General features: G+C 46.5%; 12 protein-coding genes, 1 pseudogene and 4 riboswitches. Of the genes and pseudogenes, 10 read left to right on the top strand and 3 right to left on the bottom strand.

What is annotated here, in order from left to right:
* Positions 1-55: 55 nt before the first annotated feature.
* Complete coding sequence (locus ACESTD_RS17005) at positions 56-2,011, bottom strand: hypothetical protein (protein ID WP_373170146.1); 1,956 nt, start codon at positions 2,009-2,011, stop codon at positions 56-58.
* Between the two features lie 148 nt (positions 2,012-2,159).
* Positions 2,160-2,369, bottom strand: a riboswitch (cobalamin riboswitch).
* A 196-nt stretch (positions 2,370-2,565) separates the two neighbouring features.
* Positions 2,566-2,767: riboswitch (cobalamin riboswitch) on the top strand.
* Positions 2,768-2,983: 216 nt separating this feature from the next.
* Here ACESTD_RS17005 and ACESTD_RS17000 point away from each other — a divergent pair.
* The 9 genes and pseudogenes from ACESTD_RS17000 to ACESTD_RS16960 all read left to right on the top strand — a co-directional run bounded on the left by ACESTD_RS17000 (position 2,984) and on the right by ACESTD_RS16960 (position 15,620).
* Entirely contained in the window at positions 2,984-4,456 is a 1,473-nt protein-coding gene (locus tag ACESTD_RS17000; RefSeq protein ID WP_373158891.1) for a PepSY domain-containing protein, read from the top strand.
* A 30-nt stretch (positions 4,457-4,486) separates the two neighbouring features.
* Entirely contained in the window at positions 4,487-6,844 is a 2,358-nt protein-coding gene (locus tag ACESTD_RS16995) for a TonB-dependent siderophore receptor (protein ID WP_195325955.1), read from the top strand.
* 258 nt (positions 6,845-7,102) lie between these two features.
* Positions 7,103-7,319, top strand: a riboswitch (cobalamin riboswitch).
* Positions 7,320-7,439: 120 nt separating this feature from the next.
* Entirely contained in the window at positions 7,440-9,533 is a 2,094-nt protein-coding gene (gene nrdD, locus ACESTD_RS16990) for an anaerobic ribonucleoside-triphosphate reductase (RefSeq protein WP_373158892.1), read from the top strand.
* Positions 9,517-9,984: an anaerobic ribonucleoside-triphosphate reductase activating protein gene (gene nrdG / locus ACESTD_RS16985; protein WP_022401009.1), complete on the top strand. Its 468-nt coding sequence runs from the start codon at positions 9,517-9,519 to the stop codon at positions 9,982-9,984. The genes nrdD and nrdG overlap by 17 nt, the downstream gene beginning before the upstream one ends.
* A 91-nt stretch (positions 9,985-10,075) precedes the next feature.
* A riboswitch (cobalamin riboswitch) is annotated at positions 10,076-10,282 on the top strand.
* A gap of 61 nt (positions 10,283-10,343) precedes the next feature.
* The gene (locus tag ACESTD_RS16980; RefSeq protein WP_181979400.1) at positions 10,344-10,568 is read left to right on the top strand and encodes a cysteine-rich CWC family protein; all 225 of its coding nucleotides are present in this window, start codon (positions 10,344-10,346) and stop codon (positions 10,566-10,568) included.
* Entirely contained in the window at positions 10,565-12,076 is a 1,512-nt protein-coding gene (accC, locus tag ACESTD_RS16975) for an acetyl-CoA carboxylase biotin carboxylase subunit (protein WP_022401008.1), read from the top strand. The genes ACESTD_RS16980 and accC overlap by 4 nt, the downstream gene beginning before the upstream one ends.
* A gap of 31 nt (positions 12,077-12,107) precedes the next feature.
* Positions 12,108-12,623 carry a biotin/lipoyl-containing protein gene (locus tag ACESTD_RS16970; protein WP_005836686.1) on the top strand — a complete coding sequence of 172 codons (516 nt, stop codon included), beginning with the start codon at positions 12,108-12,110 and terminating at the stop codon, positions 12,621-12,623.
* Positions 12,624-12,677: 54 nt separating this feature from the next.
* On the top strand, positions 12,678-14,210 hold the full coding sequence (locus ACESTD_RS16965) for an acyl-CoA carboxylase subunit beta (protein ID WP_005836687.1): 1,533 nt from the start codon (positions 12,678-12,680) through the stop codon (positions 14,208-14,210).
* A gap of 127 nt (positions 14,211-14,337) precedes the next feature.
* Positions 14,338-15,620, top strand: a pseudogene (locus ACESTD_RS16960) (transporter).
* Between the two features lie 95 nt (positions 15,621-15,715).
* Here ACESTD_RS16960 and ACESTD_RS16955 read toward each other — a convergent pair.
* Both ACESTD_RS16955 and ACESTD_RS16950 read right to left on the bottom strand, forming a co-directional pair.
* Positions 15,716-16,456: a nucleotidyltransferase family protein gene (locus ACESTD_RS16955; RefSeq protein ID WP_288881109.1), complete on the bottom strand. Its 741-nt coding sequence runs from the start codon at positions 16,454-16,456 to the stop codon at positions 15,716-15,718.
* Positions 16,457-16,481: 25 nt separating this feature from the next.
* A complete protein-coding gene (locus ACESTD_RS16950; protein WP_008663434.1) occupies positions 16,482-17,912 on the bottom strand; it encodes a phosphotransferase in 1,431 nt (476 codons plus the stop codon).
* 185 nt (positions 17,913-18,097) lie between these two features.
* Between ACESTD_RS16950 and ACESTD_RS16945 the strand changes: the two genes are divergently transcribed.
* A complete protein-coding gene (locus ACESTD_RS16945) occupies positions 18,098-19,549 on the top strand; it encodes a cobyrinate a,c-diamide synthase (RefSeq protein WP_195325957.1) in 1,452 nt (483 codons plus the stop codon).
* The last annotated feature ends 112 nt before the right edge of the window (positions 19,550-19,661 follow it).

Below are 19,661 nucleotides of genomic sequence, written 5' to 3'. Positions count from 1 at the left end.
CTCTCTGAAAAATAAATGTTTTTATTGCTTATTATCCGCACCCAAAAAGTTGCATTTATAAGTTGAACTCAAGTTTTATATTATCCGTAAATGTTAAATCTTTTATGAGATTAATTGAAAATATATCGCCATCTGCTAATTTCTCAATGAATAATGGCCAACTGGCTTTGTCCATTTCAGTGCATACTTTCAATAATGCAGCATATTCTTTTGATTCTGCATATTTGCGTGGATTGCTATAAACTGCTACTGCAATATTATTCCATGTTTTTTTCCATGCTGAATATGCTTCTTCAAACTCTGTAATTTTTCTTGAAGGGAGGGATGCTTTCAGAGATATTCTGTTTTTCAATGAAAGTGTATTGACAGTGTCTTTTGTAATGGCCTGACTGATAGAATATACATTGGAAGTAGGCTTATAATAGTGAGCAATTTTGCCATAGCTTTTCCCATCAAGGGCATCACGGGTATGCATTACTCTTTCTAAACTGCCACATTTGCTTTCCCATTCAAAACCATGTGGTTTCTTTGTATTTGCATTTTTTCTTATTGAAGCATGAGTATATTCTCCATTTAATGCCCATAATGCTATACCTGCGTTATCTGCTGTTGCTCCAGAACGTGTATATCCGTATGCTGCATACAACTTGTCAAAAGCGGTAAGGAGATTAGGATGATAATAGCTTGAACCTCTGTCTCCTGGCCATTCCCAATAATCGGTTCTCTCTACCGACCAACTTATGCAATTATATATAGGACTCATTAAACCGGATTTAAATGAATTATTACTAGGTAAATTGGGAAAAAGACTACGAATTTGGGAACTACTGAAATCTAATCCTAAATAAATATCTGCACATCTTTCTGGAACAACTGGATTTGTTGTATATACAAAAATATACGAAGAAGGACCTTCATACTCAAGAAAACTTGTATGGTCGTAAATATTGAACTCATAAGGAGGATTAGGATATGTTCGTAAAAAATGTGTTCTTTTAATCACTTTGAAATTTTCATCAATCAGTGATAAGGGAACACCTCCTGCATCGTTAAGTGTGTGAGTTACCATATAAATTTTTCCAGAAAGATTTCTATTTATAGGAAGTGTACTTCCTCCAACAAGTACATCTCTATCTTCAATCATACCTGTAAAATTGTCCTCACTATCTCTGTATATTATATTTGCAGTGCCTATAGTTCCAGGATTCAAAGCTCTTATGCGTATATTGTAAAAGCCCCATCTGGGAGTTACCATTTCCAAAAATGCACTTGATGTACCGGATGCAGCCCATGACCAGACATTTCCTTTTTTGTCTTGTTCGTAAACTTCAATCACATGTGGGATATTGCATGTCGTTGTTAAAGTCAAATGTATTCCTTCGGGCCATGGGTCATAGCATTCGTCATAAGTATGTGGAGCTATAAGATTCAGTGTGTAGTCATATATTTCTTCTGATTGCAAACTTGTTGTATAAGCAGCTGATTTTTCTTTGTTAAAGTTAGAGTTATTCTTCACTTTATTAAGAAAATCCCTATATACTGAATCGTCTATTTTAGCATCAAGTACATTAGACGATATTTTTAGTTGTTCTATTTTAATTGTTCTTTTACTAGTAGAGACTATTGATATAGTATTAATACCTTTTTTTAATTGTATCAGAGATGGGGTCTTATTTTTATCTGTGATATATAAAGATTGTAATCCACCTATGCTTGGCTTTAGTGTGTTTTCATTGATTATTCCATTTATTTCTACCTCGTATTCGTGTAAACTTCCATTGATAATAGGAATTCGAACTAATACACATAAATAATAAAGACCTTCCTCCAAGCATTCAACTTCAAATTGAGTATGACCAATATTATTTATACGATCAGAAGAAAGTGCATTCACATTAGAAAAAGAATGTGTAGTACTAATTCCAGAATTTTGTTCTGACAACATTGATTTGTCATCACAAGATGACATAATAAATGTCATGAAGAATGTAAAAATCAAAAAATGCTTCATAATATATTGCAATTTAAATTAATAAAAGGTTTTTGCCATTTTACTATTTACTTGCTTTTAGAGAATGATTACAATGAGAAATGATTTCTTTAACTGAAGATAAAGAATGCCCAGACTCAATGTTTTGTTGCTTTATTCCCCGAAAGCACTAAAACTATGTTGTCTTGGCAGGTCTTCTGACTCATCCCTCTTTGAATGCCTTCCCATCCCGGATACTGGACAGTGACTTATAGAATATTCAAAGATTTTGAAAGGATTTACAGCAGCGGGTCTGTTCAGGACTTGCACCTGATTCCCTTTTTCATCACTCTTCTCCAACGGAATCGGGAGAGGTGAAACCAAAACTGCGGGCAAAGGTAGCAAAAACACTTAATAAATACTCAATCTCTGCAAAAAAATAAAGGAATGCCTCGTTCATGATAGAATCAAGAGTTGTTATTTGTTGCATATCGAACCCAGGTTATATTCGGGTAAAAAAGTAATGGTAGAATGAAGGGATTATTATTAATCCGGAAATATTTTAATAATTTTGTGTCTTTTTATAAAAATAATAATACCTTTACCTCCGTTTTGGTGAAACAATAGTATTTCTAGCTATTTGTTTAAAAGGGAATCCGGTGAGAAGCCGGAACAGTACCCGCTACTGTGAACACCTTAATAAAGAGGAATATTCTATCTACATGCCACTGTCGTAAGACGGGAAGGTTTTATTCCTTGGGTGAAGTCAGGAAACCTGCCAAAAAAAACTATTGGATGTCTATTTCCCGGGGTTAGGAAATGGCTGAAGGTTCTGGTCGAATCTACAAGAAGGTTTGTACTTTTTAAGTGGGCAGGTGAAAATCTGTTCTCTGTTGTTTGCTGTGAGCACACATGTACATCTCTGCTATTTTTTCGTATCAGGTCTCTAACGATAATAATTAAAATATGTAAAAGACAAAGCCATTGGTTTTAAACTGAAATTTTTATAAGTTTATGATTAGAAAAATCGTCTTTAATATCCATTTGATATTGGGATTATTGCTTTGTGTGCTTTTTCTGATGTGGTTTCTTTCAGGATTTGTGATGATATATCATAGTTTCCCAAGAGCCTCTCAAGAGTACAAACTGCAAAGACAGCAGCCGCTTCAAGGTGCATTGCCGGCAATAGATAGTATAATAGCTTATGTGCCGGACTCTGCCAAGTTACAATCTCTCTCCATAGAAATGCGTTTTGATCGTCCTGTGGTTAGTTTCCGCGGGAAAGACGTACCGGGAGATAAGTATTTGGATACATTGGAACCTGTGGAAGACTTTAATGAGGAAGTGCGGCAGAAAATAATAAGCCTATGGTGCGACGCTTCTGTCCATCGCATTGATACTTTGCAGGAAGTGGACCAGTGGATACCTTTCGGCAGGTTAAGTGAGGAAATGCCGATTTATAAATATTATTTTGATGACCCGGAGCAGCATCAACTTTATATGACTTCCCGCGATGGAAGAGTATTACAGTTTACGGATAAAAACAGCCGGTTCTGGGCATGGTTGGGAGCAATCCCGCATTGGGTATATTTCACCTCATTACGTCAGCATCAGACGGCTTGGATAGAATTTGTCAAGTGGGCTGCTGGAATAGGTTGCATTATGTGTTTTGCCGGACTTTGGTTGGGTATTCAAGACTGGTGGAAACAACGCAAGCTGGGCTATTTTCGCTCTCCCTATCGTAAAAGTTGGTATAAGTGGCATTTTATCAGTGGTGTGTGTTTTGGCTTGTTTGCCATTACTTTTGCTTTCAGCGGACTTATGTCGCTGACAGATATGCCGGACTGGATGAAGAAAGCTCCGAAAGAGAAGCAGAAGCAAATGTTTTCCGGACGTTTTCGTCAAGACAGTATGTTACCCGTCGAGGCTTATGCACTGGACTACCGGACTGTGCTGTCCACCTCTGATTCAATAAAGAGAATTACTTGGAACAGCTGGCGAAGAAATCCTTATTATAAAATCAGAATGAACAATACTGTACAGAACATAGATTCGTCAGACACTATTTCCGTACGTCCTTTTCGGTTGACTGAAGAGATGATCCGTATGGATGTCAGACAGCAGTTTGGTGACAGTGTTCGTTGGAAAATGGACTTACTTTCTGAGTATGATGCCGATTATTATGGTAAGGAGAAGGAGCGCAATCCGCTTCCCGTTTACCGGGTAATTGTAGACGACGACATGCATACCCATCTGTATTACGATCCGGAGAATATCTCGCAAAGGCGTATAGATGATGATGGACGTACCCGTAGGTTTTTATACAGTGGCTTACATAGTTTGAATATCAAATATCTCACAGACCGCCCCATTCTTTGGAATATTGTCATGTTTACCTTAATGATAGGTGGAACTTTCCTTTCTTTGACGGGGGTAGTCTTATCCGTTAAATGGATTCTTAGGAAGATAAAGAAGTTTAGGAAATAGGTAATAGATTTTTTAATTTAAGATGTAAAGATGAACAAGAAAGTATTTTTAGTATTAGCTGCTGCTTGCCCATTATGGGTGTTTGGGCAGAGTAAAAGTCTCACAGACAGCATTTTTAAGATTAATGAGGTGGAGATTACGGCCAAGCAGAAGAGACCTTTGCAAGAGCAGCCGGTAGATATGTTGAATATGGCTGTTCCGTTGAAGTATCTTCCCATGACTGTGACCAAAATAGACCGTGTCACCCTGCAGCGTAAGCATATCACCAACATGGAAGATGCTGTACGTTTCTTGCCTGGGGTCGTTTTAAGCTCGAATCAGTTAGGAGCCTTCCAGCGTTACAGTATCCGTGGAACTTCTGATGCTGTGATTGCTTATGACGGTATACGTGATGAACGTTCTTTGACGAATACAATACCTTTCGGCGACCTCTCTTCGGTTGAGTCCATAGAGGTTATCAAAGGGCCTGCTTCTATATTGGCAGGCCATTCTGTGATGGGTGGGATTATCAACATCATTCGAAAGAAACCATCAGAACGCTTTACGGGTAATGCCAGTATAAGCTATGGCAGTTGGGAACAAAAAGAAGCTAACGTGGGATTTGGTGGCAAGTTGGCAGGGCCGGTAAATTATCGTGCCAATATTTACTATGCCAACGGTGATGGTTATCGTATGGTAAATGCAGACCGCTTTTCCGGAATGTTTGCTATCGGCTCTCAAGTCGGTAAGAAAGGATATCTGGATGCAAGTGTCAATTTCAATGATGACCATTATACCACAGATATAGGCGGTGCTCCTACCATGCCCGGAGATGTCTATAGCGTGGACGGAGACAGACTGTTTGCTAAAAATGGTGAACGTAACCCGCTTTGTGACTATGAAGATGTATTTAATGACATCGCCAACAATAGCATGCGCCGCCGCAATGTAGATGTACTGGCTACCTATACTCATGAATTGGCGGGCTGGCTGACCTTGCGTGACCGTTTTTCTTATAATCACAGTAACTTAGACTACTCTTGTGTCGAAAAAGTCAGTTACCGTACCAGTGATGAACCTATATATGACTGGTATTACAAAGATAGTAGAACCGGAAATATAAAATATATAGAAGTGGATTCAGTACGTAGCGGATCTCCTCTTTGTTTTAATCCCGACCATCGTACCACCAGCAATATGCTCGATTTTACCGGTAAGTTCGAGACTGGCAACGTCAAACATAACTATACACTTGGATGGACTTATTCCTATTTCAATTTCACCCAATATAACGGTTATGGCGATGGAGATGTGTGGGGACCGGGATTGAATGAAATGGTGTCTGTTGCCAATCCTCATTATGTACGTGATTGGTGGGATAGTAAAGTTTCTGCCGCTTCCATCAGCCATTATACTACGAATGCAATTTACCTGACGGATGTTTTTGATATTAACGAACACTGGAAAGGTATGCTTAGCGGTCGTTTTGATACCTATAGATACAAAAAGGCAACAGCGACTATCAGTGACGGACGTCAGCATTATGATGATGCCAATCGTACAGACTGGCAGAAAGTTTCAACTTCTGCTTTTACCTACCGTGCCGGATTGGTGTATTTGCCGATTCCAGAAGTCTCGCTTTATGCTTCTGCCGCTTCTTTCTTCAAACCATATAATACCATGTATAATAAAGATGTGATTTATTATGATCGCAACGGGCACGAATTTATTCCAGATGATGCCGGTGGTGAAGTATTCAAGCCGCAGCGTGGTAATCAGTTTGAATTCGGGGCACGGTATGAAAGCAAGTGGATAGATGTAAATGCCAGTGTCTATTATATCCGTAAATTTAATGTAGTAACCAAGATTGGTGAACAGACCGTACAGGAAGGCGACGAGGTGATAAAGAAGACGGTACAAGCTCAAGTCGGTCGTGCCACTTCCAAGGGATTTGATTTTGACATCACACTGCATCCTGTGACCAATCTTCAGATTGTAGGAGGTTTGGGATGGTCCGATTATCGCCAAATTGCCAGCAACATGGATTGGATTCCTCAAGATGCAGACTGGGTTACTTTGGACGAGGATGGAAAGATTAATATTCGTGCAACTGGTGTTCCGCGTACTACTTTCTATACCTATGCTGACTATACCATTCCACGTGGTATACTGAAAGACTTTTCTTTCCATTTAAGTGGTACCTTCACCGACCGTATATATAGTAGTATTGAAAATAATGTTTATGATCCGTCACGCTATATTGTGGATGCAGGTATTTATTACACTATAAAAAATAGTATAACATTGTCTTGCAACATCAATAATATTTTCAATAACCATTACTTCAGTAGTGCTACAAAACTTGCAAAACCCCGTAACTTTATAGCAACCATCGCTTATAATTTTTAACTCCAATAAGTAGTGGCAGGATAATCTTTTATTCGATGGTTACCTCTTGAAATAGTGTTTGTATGAGGAACGGCACATTTTCTGAAAGAAAATGTGCCGTTCTGTTTTTTTAATCTGTCTGAACTATATAATTTTTGCAGGATAAATGTCTTATAAGGAATGCTTCGTTCATGAGTTATTATTTATAGTAAATGGAAGTTGAAAAGTAATTGATAAGATTTCCTTGGATAATGCTTGGATTTCGTGAGTTCTTTTTATCTTTGTCTCCCGAAAAATGGTTTTCGAGTCACCTTGGCGTGATAAGGAATTAAAAGGGAATCCTGTGAAAGTCAGGAACTATCCCCGTAGCTGTAAGCTTTGGCTCCTTTGCAGGAGAGGTGTTGCGACACTCTATAAGCCACTGGTCCGATGACGGACCGGGAAGGCGTCGTAACAGAAGCAAGTCAGAAGACCTGCCGTTTTTACATCATTCATTCAATGCTTTCGGGTGAAAAAGCTATAGAACGAGTCCATTGAAGATTCATTTTATTACTTGGTTTCTGTGCATTGTTGTATGAATTGTCGTTGATAATTTTTTAAATCTTAAATTATAGACATGATTAATTCAGAAACTTTTATCGTCAAGAGGGATGGTAAGAAAGAGGCTTTCTCGCTTGATAAAATCAAAAATGCAATCAGTAAGGCATTTTTATCGGTGGGCAGCTTTGCTACCCAGGATGTCATTACCAATATTCTCAGCCGCGTGAGCATCAGCGACGGAACCAGTGTGGAAGATATACAGAATCAGGTAGAGGTGGCTCTGATGGCCGAGCACTACTATGCTGTGGCAAAGTCATTCATGCTTTACCGGCAGAAACATCTGGAGGACCGGGAAGTGCGTGACAAACTCCGTTTCCTACTGGACTATTGTGATGCCTCCAACCCTGCCACTGGCAGTAAATATGATGCCAATGCCAATGTGGAAAATAAGAATGTGGCTACTTTGATAGGCGAGCTTCCCAAACCGAACTTCATCCGCTTGAATCGTCGTCTGTTGACGGACCGCCTCAAAGATATGTATGGCAAGGAGATATCCGACCGTTATCTGGAGCTGCTGAATAACCACTTTATCTATAAAAACGATGAAACCAGTCTTGCCAACTATTGCGCCAGTATCACCATGTATCCCTGGCTGATAGGAGGTACCATGTCGGTGGGAGGTAACTCTACGGCACCCACTAATCTGAAATCTTTCTGCGGTGGTTTTATCAATATGGTGTTTATTGTATCGAGCATGTTGAGTGGCGCTTGTGCCACACCGGAATTTTTGATGTACATGAACTACTTTGTTGGTAAAGAATATGGCGAGGACTACTATTTGCATCCCGAAAAGGTAGTGGACCTTTCCTCTAGACAGCGGACCATAGACAAGGTAATCACGGACTGCTTCGAGCAAGTGGTCTACTCCATCAACCAGCCTACCGGCGCAAGAAATTTCCAAGCCGTTTTCTGGAATGTGGCATACTATGACAAGTATTACTTCAACAGTCTTTTCGAGCATTTCATGTTTCCCGATGGCAGTAAGCCCGATTGGAATTCCTTGAGCTGGCTGCAGAAACGTTTCATGAAATGGTTCAATAAGGAGCGCACTAAAACTGTGCTTACTTTCCCGGTAGAGACTATGGCATTGCTGACGAAAGACGGTGATGTACTGGATAAGGAATACGGTGACTTCACGGCGGAGATGTATGCCGAAGGCCATTCTTTCTTTACCTATATGAGCGACAATGCCGATTCTTTGAGCAGCTGCTGCCGCTTGCGCAATGAAATTCAAGACAATGGATTCAGTTATACGTTGGGTGCCGGAGGTGTGTCTACCGGTTCGAAGAGTGTCCTTACCATCAACCTCAACCGCTGCATCCAGCACGCTGTAAAGTCGGGGCTGCTTTATCATTTCTTCCTTGAAGAAGTGGTAGACCTGGTGCACAAAGTGCAGATGGCTTATAATGAGAATCTGAAACAGTTGCAGAGTAAAGGCATGCTACCACTGTTCGATGCGGGATACATCAACCTCGGACGCCAGTATCTGACTATCGGTGTGAACGGGCTGGTGGAAGCTGCACAGTTCATGGGCATAGACATCAATGATAATCCTAAATACGAAGCTTTCGTGCAGGAGATATTGAGTATTGTGGAGAAGTACAACAAGAAATACCGTAGCAAGGACCTGCTGTTCAACTGCGAGATGATTCCCGCCGAGAACGTCGGTGTGAAACATGCCAAGTGGGATAGGGAAGCCGGGTTCCAGACATTCCGCGACTGCTACAACAGCTACTTCTACATTGTGGAAGATAGCTCGCTGAACATTATGGACAAATTCCGCCTGCACGGTCGCCGCTACATCGAGCATCTGACCGGAGGCTCTGCACTGCACATGAATCTGGAAGAACATTTGAGCAAAGAGCAGTACCGACAGCTGCTCCGGGTAGCCGCTACCGAGGGCTGCAACTACTTCACCTTCAACATTCCGAACACCATCTGCAATGACTGTCATCATATAGACAAACGTTACTTGAAGGAATGCCCGAAATGTCATAGCAATAATGTGGACTATTTGACTCGAATCATCGGCTACATGAAGCGTGTCAGCAACTTTTCTCAGCCACGGCAGAAGGAGGCCGCACAAAGATACTATGCTCCGGTACACTGATTATGACATCGTATTTCAAGAGATACCGGACGAGGTGACGCTTGCCATCAATATATCCAATTGTCCCAATCGTTGCAAAGGCTGCCATAGTGCCTATCTGATGGAGGATGTGGGCGACTTGCTGACGGAAGAGAGCCTTTCCGCACTTCTCCAAAAGTATGGAAGTGCGGCAACTTGCGTCTGCTTCATGGGGGGAGATGCCGAACCGATGGAAGTGGAACGGTTGGCAAGGTTCATTTCCTCCGGGCAGGCTTTCCCTGCTGTAAAGGTAGGCTGGTACTCCGGTAAGGAGGAGCTTCCCGAAAGATTGGATACACGGTACTTCCAGTATATCAAGTTGGGACCGTACGTCGAAAGCCTTGGCGGCTTGAAATCGGAGCATACCAACCAGCGTCTCTATCGCATAGAGCAGGGAAGGATGGAAGATATTACTTACCGTTTCAGACGGTAACAGTCAATAGATATCTGTTGATATATGAAGGGAAATTTGAAAATACCAATAAATATGTAGTCTGATTTTTTGCATTGCATCCGGTTTCCATTATCTTTGCCCACGAATTGGTTCCGGATGCATGTTTCCATCATCTGGATTAAAAGGGAATCGGGTGCAAATCCCGGACAGTCCCGCTGCTGTGAAACTCCGTTTTAAATCATGAAAAACACCCTCGCCACTGATATGTGTTGAACAATCGGGAAGGCTTCAGGATTAGGAGTCAGTCAGAAGACCTGCCATTCATTAAAGGCTGCCTTTGCTCGTGGGATTAGGAAGACAGTACGAAAATTTTAGTTTAACTTCTAAAGAAGAAAGGGATGCCTATGCTAAAGGTATGTCCGCATTGTGGTGCAACGTTTGAGTGCATGCACGATGATATTGTACACTGCCATTGCGCATCAGTCCGATTAACTTCGGAACAGCGCGCGTATCTACAACAGAACTTTTCCGATTGTATATGTCCGCATTGTCTGGATGAGGTAAGCCGTTCGTTCAGCAATAGCAAAATATACCCTTTATATATTAAAGAAAAAGTAAAATGATTAAGAAAGTATTGATTGCCAACAGAGGTGAGATTGCCTTGCGCGTCATGCGTTCGTGCCGGGAGATGGGACTGCTTACGGTTGCCGTCTTTTCCGAGGCTGACCGCACCTCTCATCATGTGGCTTATGCCGATGAGGCCTATCCGATAGGACCGGCTGTGGCAAAAGAGAGTTATTTGAATATAGATAAAGTGATTGCCACGGCAAAGCGATGCGGTGCCGATGCCATTCATCCCGGTTACGGCTTTTTGTCGGAGAATTCAGAGTTTGCCCGCCGTTGCAAGGAGGAAGGGATTATCTTTATCGGTCCCGCTGCCGAGACGATGGAGGCGATGGGCGACAAGATAGCTGCCCGCAAGCGAATGATTGCGGCAGGCGTACCCGTGGTTCCCGGAACGGAACAACCTTTGCAGAGTGCCGAAGAAGCCGTGCGTATCTGCAACGAGATAGGCTACCCCGTGATGCTGAAGGCGTCTATGGGTGGCGGTGGTAAAGGTATGCGCCTTATCCATAACGAGAGCGAAGTGGTGGAAGCCTACAACACGGCACGCTCCGAGTCCATGTCCTCCTTTGGAGACGACACGGTCTATCTGGAGAAGTTCGTGGAAGAACCGCATCACATCGAGTTCCAGATATTGGGCGACAACCACGGCAACGTTATCCACCTTTTCGACCGCGAATGCTCCGTGCAACGCCGCAACCAGAAGGTGGTAGAAGAAAGCCCGTCACCCTTCCTTACGCCGGAATTGCGCCGGGAAATGGGAGAGAAGGCGGTTGCCGCAGCAAAGGCAGTGAACTACTCCGGTGCAGGTACCATCGAGTTTCTGGTAGACAAGAACCGCCGTTTCTATTTCCTCGAAATGAATACGCGCCTGCAAGTGGAGCACCCCATCACGGAAGAGGTGGTAGGCGTAGACCTGGTGAAAGAGCAAATCCGTATTGCCAACGACGAGGTGTTGCACCTCAAGCAGGAGGACCTGTTCCAGCGCGGTCATGCCATAGAGTGCCGCATCTGTGCCGAAGATACGGAAAACAACTTCATGCCGTCTCCCGGTGTCATCAAGCAACTGACGGAGCCGAACGGAATCGGTGTGCGTATAGACAGCTATGTGTACGACGGCTATGAGATTCCCATCTACTACGACCCTATGATAGGTAAGCTCATCGTATGGGCAACCACCCGCCAGTATGCCATCGAGCGTATGCGCCGTGTGCTCTATGAGTACAAGATTACGGGCGTAAAGACCAACCTTGCCTATCTGAAGCGCATCATGCACGTGCCCGACTTTGTGAAGGGAGAGTACAACACCCTCTTTATCGAGAAGAACGCCCGCATGCTGGTACGCACCAATACCACCAACGAAGAGTTGGAGAACATTGCCATGATAGCCGCCTATATGGACTATCTGGTTAATCTGGAGGAGAACGTTTCGGCACAGCTGTCCGATGGCCGCCCCATCAGCCGTTGGAGGGAATTCGGCTTGCAGAAGGGAGTGCTTAGGATTTAAGGAATGGAAAATTGATAATGGAGATTTAATAATGGAAATACATATAGGAGACCGTATAGCAGACATTACCCTGGTGGGTAAGGAAGGGAATAAGGTACAACTTACCATTGACGGAAAGCCCTACGAAGTGGACATTGTGATGGCGGAGAACGGAAGTTGCTCCATCCTGCACAACGGAAACTCGTTCAACGCAGGCCTTGTGCGCGGCGAGGGAGGAAAGAGCTATGACATCAGCATGCTCCAGCGTTCCTTCCACGTAGACATTGTAGACACGCAAGCCAAGTATCTGCACATGAAGAAAGGAGCCGACGAGAAGCAGGGCGACAAGATTCTGGCACCGATGCCGGGCAAGGTAGTGAGCATCCCCGTCAAGGTGGGCGACCGACTGGCTGCCGGAGACATTGCCGTGGTGCTGGAAGCCATGAAGATGCAGAGTAACTATAAGGTAAATGCCGACTGCATCGTCCGCAACATTCTCGTGAGCGAGGGCGAACCGGTAAATGCCAATCAAGTATTGATTGAATTGGAGTTGATAAAGGAGGAATAATCCCGAGTCGCATTCAGTCCGTATATTATAAATCACTAAATTGTAAATGCAAATATGAACAGAGAAGAAATATATCGCCAGTTTGAGGAACTGGACAAACGTGCCTCGCTGGGTGGGGGCGTAGACAAGATAGAGAAACAACACGCCTCCGGCTGCATGACTGCCCGCGAACGTATTGACATGCTGCTGGACAAAGGCTCGTTCAATGAACTGGACAAGTTCGTGAACCATCGCTGCACCAACTTCGGCATGGAGAAGAAGCAGATTGCCGGAGACGGCATGGTGTCCGGTTACGGAAAGATAGACGGCCGCCTTGTATTTGTCTATGCCTACGACTTCACGGCGCACGGCGGTTCGCTCAGCGAGACGAATGCCGCAAAGATTGTGAAGGTGCAGCAGCTTGCCCTGAAGAACGGCGCTCCCGTCATTGCCCTCAACGATTCGGGCGGCGCGCGCATTCAGGAAGGTGTGAACAGCTTGGCAGGCTATGCCTCCATCTTCTATCAGAACACCATTGCGTCGGGTGTCATTCCGCAGATATCCGCTATTCTGGGTCCGTGTGCCGGTGGGGCATGCTACTCTCCGGCGCTTACCGACTTTATCTTCATGGTAAAGGAGCAGAGCCACATGTTTATCACCGGTCCGGACGTGGTAAAGACCGTGACCCACGAGGAGGTGGACAAGGAGGAACTGGGCGGTGCCTATACGCATAGCAGCAAGAGCGGCGTTACCCACTTCATGTGCAATACGGAGGAGGAGACACTGATGAGCATCCGCGAGCTGCTGAGCTTCCTACCGTCCAACAATATGGAGGATGCTCCCTTCACTCCCTGCTCCGACGATATCCATCGCCGGGTAGAGACGCTTCAGACCGTCATCCCCGAAGACCCGAACATGCCTTATGACATCAAGGATATTATAGAACCGGTGCTGGACAACCAGTACTTCTTCGAAGTGATGCCTCACTTTGCCAAGAACGTCGTTATCGGTTTCGGTCGTCTGAACGGGCGTTCGGTAGGTATCGTGGCAAACCAGCCTGCCTATTTGGCGGGTGTGCTCGATATTGATGCCAGCGACAAGGCGGCACGTTTCATTCGTTTCTGCGACTGCTTCAACATCCCGCTGATAACCTTCGAAGATGTTCCCGGCTTCTTGCCCGGAACGATGCAGGAGCACAACGGCATCATCCGCCACGGCGCCAAGATTGTCTATGCCTATGCCGAGGCCACCGTGCCCAAGATAACGCTGATTACCCGCAAGGCATACGGCGGAGCCTACATCGTGATGTCCAGCAAACCGACGGGTGCCGACGTGAACCTGGCTTATCCGCAGGCGGAAATCGCCGTGATGGGTGCCGAGGGTGCGGTGAACATCCTCTACCGTAAGTCCTCTGCCGAAGAGAAGCAGGAGATTATCAAGGAGTACGAAAGCAAGTTCTCCAACCCTTACCGCGCTGCCGAGCGTGGCCTCATAGACGAGGTCATCATGCCGCGCGATACCCGCTACAAGCTGGTGCAGGCATTGGAGATGGCGCACAACAAGAATCAGAGCAATCCACCGAAAAAGCACGGCAACATGCCTTTATAATAGTAGTTATTTTTTATGTGTGAAATGCGTATCCCCGGAGAAGTGATTTCTGTGGGGATACACTTTTTAAATAGAGAATTAAGAATTAAACAATAAGGCTGAAAAGTAAAAACTAAAGATAGAAACTATGGAACTATTAAGAAACCTCTTTGAGGGTTATCCCAATCTTTGGGGCGGAGGAGTGGCACACTCTGTCCTGATTCTGTCCCTGGTCATCACCTTCGGTATCATGCTGGGCAAGTTGAAGGTGGCAGGCATCTCGCTGGGTGTCACCTGGATTTTGTTTGTGGGCATTGTCTTCGGACATTTCGACATGAACCTCGACGAACATCTGCTGCACTTCCTGAAGGAGTTTGGCTTGATACTGTTTGTCTATTCCATCGGTCTGCAAGTGGGACCGGGATTCTTCTCCGCTTTCAAGAAGGGCGGACTTACGCTGAACATGGTAGCAATGCTTTCCGTCTTTCTCAGCGTGCTTATCACCATTGTGTTGCACTTTGCCACCGGAATCCCCATTACTACGATGGTGGGTATCTTGTCCGGAGCCGTGACCAATACTCCCGGTCTGGGTGCTGCCCAGCAGGCAAACAGTGACCTCAACGGGGTGGATGCTCCGGAAATCGCACTCGGATATGCCGTTGCCTATCCGCTGGGTGTGGTGGGCTGCATCCTGGCGCTGCTAGCCTTGAAGATTTTCATGCGGATTAATACCCAAAAAGAAGAGGAGGATGCCGAGCACGGGCTGGGCCATCTGCAGGAGCTGACCGTGCGTTTGTCATCTCCCGCATCCGGCACACCGGCAGTCAAGAAACCGTGAGCCATGCGGAGAAGGTGCTGGGTAACTCGCTGAAGCGTCTCAACCATCCCAATTTGATTCCTATCTTCCTGGGTATTGCCCTGGGATGTATCTTGGGCAGTCTGCCGTTCATGTTCCCCGGCATTCCCCAACCCGTGAAACTGGGACTGGCCGGTGGACCGTTGGTGGTTTCCATCCTCATCAGCCGTTTCGGGCCTCAATATAAGCTGATAACCTACACGACGATGAGTGCCAATCTGATGATACGCGAAATCGGTATCGCCTTGTTCCTGGCCTGCGTGGGGTTGGGTGCAGGAAAGGGATTCATCGATACCATTATCTACGAAGGCGGCTATGTGTGGATTGGCTATGGGGCCATCATCACGGTTGTCCCGTTGCTGGTGACAGGATTCATGGGGCGCTATTTCTGGAAGCTGAACTACTATACGCTGATAGGTGTGCTGTCCGGAGCTAACACCAATCCACCTGCATTGGCCTATTCCTCGGACTTGACATCCTGCGATGCCCCTGCGGTGGGATATGCCACGGTCTATCCGCTGGCTATGTTCCTGCGGGTGCTGACGGCTCAGTTGCTGATACTGGCGTTGGCGTAGTTTCACCATAGATAATCTATGGTACATAGGTTGATTTGATAACAAGTAATGTAAAGGGAGCTAACAAGTAATGTTAGGCTGCTTTACATTACTTGTTATTTTTGTTTGTAGTATTCCTCCGCTTGTGCCAGTGTCTCCGGTTTGCCGATGTCGAACCAGCGGAATCCTTGCAGCGGATAGCCTTGTATGTGCACCTTTGTGCAGGCGGACAAGTAGAAAGGAATGATGGAGAACTTGCCGTCCCATTGCCCATCATCCATCAGGCGGAAGAGGGAGGGGGAGATGACATGGATTCCTCCGAAGGCGAGTTCCCGGTACTTCGTTTCCCGGTAGTCGAAGCCTGCCGGTTTCACCTCTCCGGTGGACTTGTTTATCCAGCCGTGCAGGTGGTAGTCGTCGTCAAAAAGGAGATAGCGGGAAGTCTTGCGCTCGCTCACAAGCAGGGTAGACTCCGCATCGCTCTCCAGATGGTGGCGATAGAGACCTGCAAGGTCAATATCCGTCAGAATATCCGCGTTGTGCACCAGAAAAGGTTCTTGTCCGTCCAGAAAGGGGCGTGCCTTTTTGATGCCTCCTCCGGTGTCGAGCAGCATGCCGCGTTCGTCGCTGATGTGAATCTCCGTGCCGAAGTTGTCGTGGGTACGGAGGAAGTCGATAATCTGCTCCCCGAAGTGGTGGATATTGACCGTTATCTCGTTGAATCCTGCTTCCTTCAACCGCAGTATCACCCGTTCCAGCATGGGCTTTCCTGCTACGGGAACGAGGGCCTTGGGCATGTGGTCCGTCAAGGGGCGCAACCGGGTGCCCAGGCCGGCGGCGAAAATCATGGCTTTCATATTGGCATATTCTCACATTAGCACATTAAACTTTGGCCTTAAACGTCTGTTCAATATTCTGTTCTCTATGTATCAGGTTCACTTGCACGCCGAACTTCTTGTGCAGATGTTCCGCCAGGTGTTGTGCTGAGTACACGGAGCGGTGCTGTCCGCCGGTGCAGCCGAAGCAGACAGACAGATTGGTGAAGCCGCGTTCCATGTAGCGCTTCACGGAAGCGTCGACAAGGGCGTAGGCATGCTCCAGGAATACGGCTATCTCGCCGTCGTCTTCCAGGAAGCGGATAACGGGTTCGTCCAGTCCCGTGAAGGGTTTGTAACGCTCGTACTTGCCGGGGTTGTTCACAGCGCGGCAGTCAAAGACGAAACCTCCTCCGTTGCCCGTGGAATCTTCGGGGATACCTTTTTTGTAGGCAAAGCTGGTGACTTTCACCACGAGGCGGCGCTTTTGCAGGTCGTCTGTAAACTGTTTCAGCTCGGTAAGTTCGCGCAGAATCCGGCAGAGGTAGGGATATTCGGGATAAGGCTCTTGGAGCAGCTGGCGCAGGTTCTCGATGGCGAAGGGGACACTTTGTATGAAGTGGGGCTTCTTCTCGAAGTAACCGCGGAAACCATAGGCACCCAGCACCTGCATGGTGCGGAACAATACGAAGTGGCGAAGCTGGGCATAGAAATAAGCCTCGTCCACGGGCTGGTACTTGCGCAGGGCGTCGATGTATTCCTTCAGCAACTCTTGGCGCAGGCTGTCGGGATAGTTTGCTTTGGCTTGCCACAAGAAGGAGGCTACGTCGTAGTAAACCGGACCTTTGCGTCCGCCCTGGAAGTCGATGAGCCACGGCTCGCCGTCCTTTATCATAACGTTACGGCTCTGGAAGTCGCGGTACATGAAGGTGGCGGAGCTGCTACGGAGCAACACGTCTGCCATCTTCTGGAAGTCGTCCTCCAGCCGGTCTTCCTGAAAGTCCATCCCCGTAGCCTTGAGGAAGCAGTATTTAAAGTAGTTCAGGTCCCACAGAATGCTGCGGCTGTTGAACTCTGCCTGCGGGTAGCAGTAGGAGAAGTCCATGCCGTCGGCTCCGGCAAACTGCACGGCGGGCAGCAGACGGATGGTCTTGCGCAGTAACTGCTTCTCATCCTCGCCGAATACGCTGGTCTTGCGGCCTTTCTCGATGGCATTGAATAGGAGCGAGTCGCCCAGGTCTTCTTGCAGATAATAGATATCATCTTCGGAGCGGATGAACACTTGCGGTACGGGCAGTCCTTTCTGGCGGAAATGTTCTGCCATGTAGAGGAAGGCGCGGTTCTCCTCCACAGACTCTCCGCTGACGCCGATAAGTGTAGGACTTCCGATGAGGCGGAAGTAACGGCGGTTGGAGCCGGAGGAGGGGAGTTCGTCAATCTGTTCCGGTTCGTGTCCGGTATGTGCGATGTAGAGTTTCTTAAGTTCTTCGGTTATCATGGTGGTATGTTTTATTTTGGCAGCTAAGATAAAACTTTTGTCGGAGATATGCTTATCTTTGCACGTTGAAAATGTGCTAATGTGCCAATATGCCAATGTGCCAATGACCTGCGGCATGGGGAAGTAGCGCAAGTATAGCGCAGCCGATTAGCACATTGGTACATTAAATCATTAGCACATTAATTATGCGTTCCATCTCTCAGTTTCTCATAGCCGCCCCTACATCGGGCAGTGGAAAGACCACCGTCAGTCGTGGACTGATGGCATTGTTTGTGAAGAAAGGTCTGAAGGTGCAGCCTTTCAAGTGCGGTCCCGATTATATAGATACTAAGTATCACGAGGCGGTATGCGGCCGTCCTTCCGTCAATCTGGATACTTTCATGGCATCTCAGGAGCACGTAAGCAGTCTGTATGCACGCTATTCGGCGGATGCGGATGTTGCCGTGGTCGAGGGGATGATGGGGATGTACGACGGGTACGACCGCGACCGGGGCTCGTCGGCAGAAGTGGCACGGCTCTTGGGTATTCCTGTGGTGCTGGTGGTTGATGCCAAGTCGGCTGCCTATTCCATGGCTCCTTTGTTGTCGGGGTTCATCAATTTCCGTCCGGATATACGTATTGCGGGAGTTATCTTCAATCGTGTCGGCTCGCTCCGCCACTACCGGATGCTGCAGGAGGTCTGTGAAGACTTGAACGTGACTTGTCTGGGCTATCTGCCCAAGCAGAAGGAACTGGAGCAGGAGTCACGCCATCTGGGGCTGGATTTCAGCCGTTCTAAGGAGACGGAGGGGCTGGACATGCTGGTAGGCTTGCTGGAGGAACATGTGGACTGGGAACTGCTGCTCTCGACAACCGGGCTTCCATTGCCTGCGGCGGCTGTGGAGGAGAAGCCGATACTATCAGAGCCGGGGAAGCTGCATATCTCGGTAGCGCGCAACGAAGAGTCCTTTTCCTTCCTCTATGCGGAACATCTGGATATTCTGCGCCGTATGGGCACGGTCACTTTCTTCAATCCGGAGCAGGACCGGGCTGTTCCGCAAGAGACGGATTTGCTCTATCTGCCCGGCGGCTATCCCGAGAACCGTCTGGAGGAACTTGCCGGGGCAAGGCTTGCCAGGGAGTCTATCCGCAGCTATATAGAGGCCGGTGGCAGGACGCTGGCGGAATGCGGGGGGATGATATATCTTTCGCAGTCCGTTCTTTCTGATGGGGATATGGACGGGGGAAGTTTTGATACCGATGGAAGAATCGCCGGAGATGGCGGGAGAAGCAGCGGAAGCGATGGAAGAAACGCCGGGAGCAGTGTAGGCAATATCAGAAATGAGATGGTAGGAGTATTACCTTTCAGCGTTACAAACGAGCGTAAACGCAGGAAACTGACATTGGGATACCGCCGGTTCGACTATAACGGATGGCGGCTTAAAGGACACGAATTCCATTATACGCAGTTTGCCGTGCCCGAAACTGATGGAAAAGAAGGTGGTGCGTGCAGTCTTCCTCCCTCGATAGCGCAGGTTTACAATGCCAAAGGAGAGAAGGTAACCACTCCCGTCTTTCGCTATAAGAACCTGATAGCCAGTTATACGCATCTGTATTGGGGCGAGGTGGATGTGATGGCTTTGTTCGGTGAACTCTAAAATAGCGCATTGATATTTTATGTAATTTCGTTTGTGTTCTTGAAATAGTGGAGTATCTTTGTTTTCATTTAAATATATTATGATTATGAAACTGAATACTTATCGCTTGTCT

It is taken from the genome of Bacteroides sp. AR20 (genome assembly GCF_964250605.1).
Classification (GTDB): Bacteria; Bacteroidota; Bacteroidia; order Bacteroidales; family Bacteroidaceae; genus Bacteroides; species Bacteroides uniformis.
The sequence above is the reverse complement of the archived record's forward strand: the minus strand, read 5'-3'. Positions and strand labels throughout refer to the sequence as shown.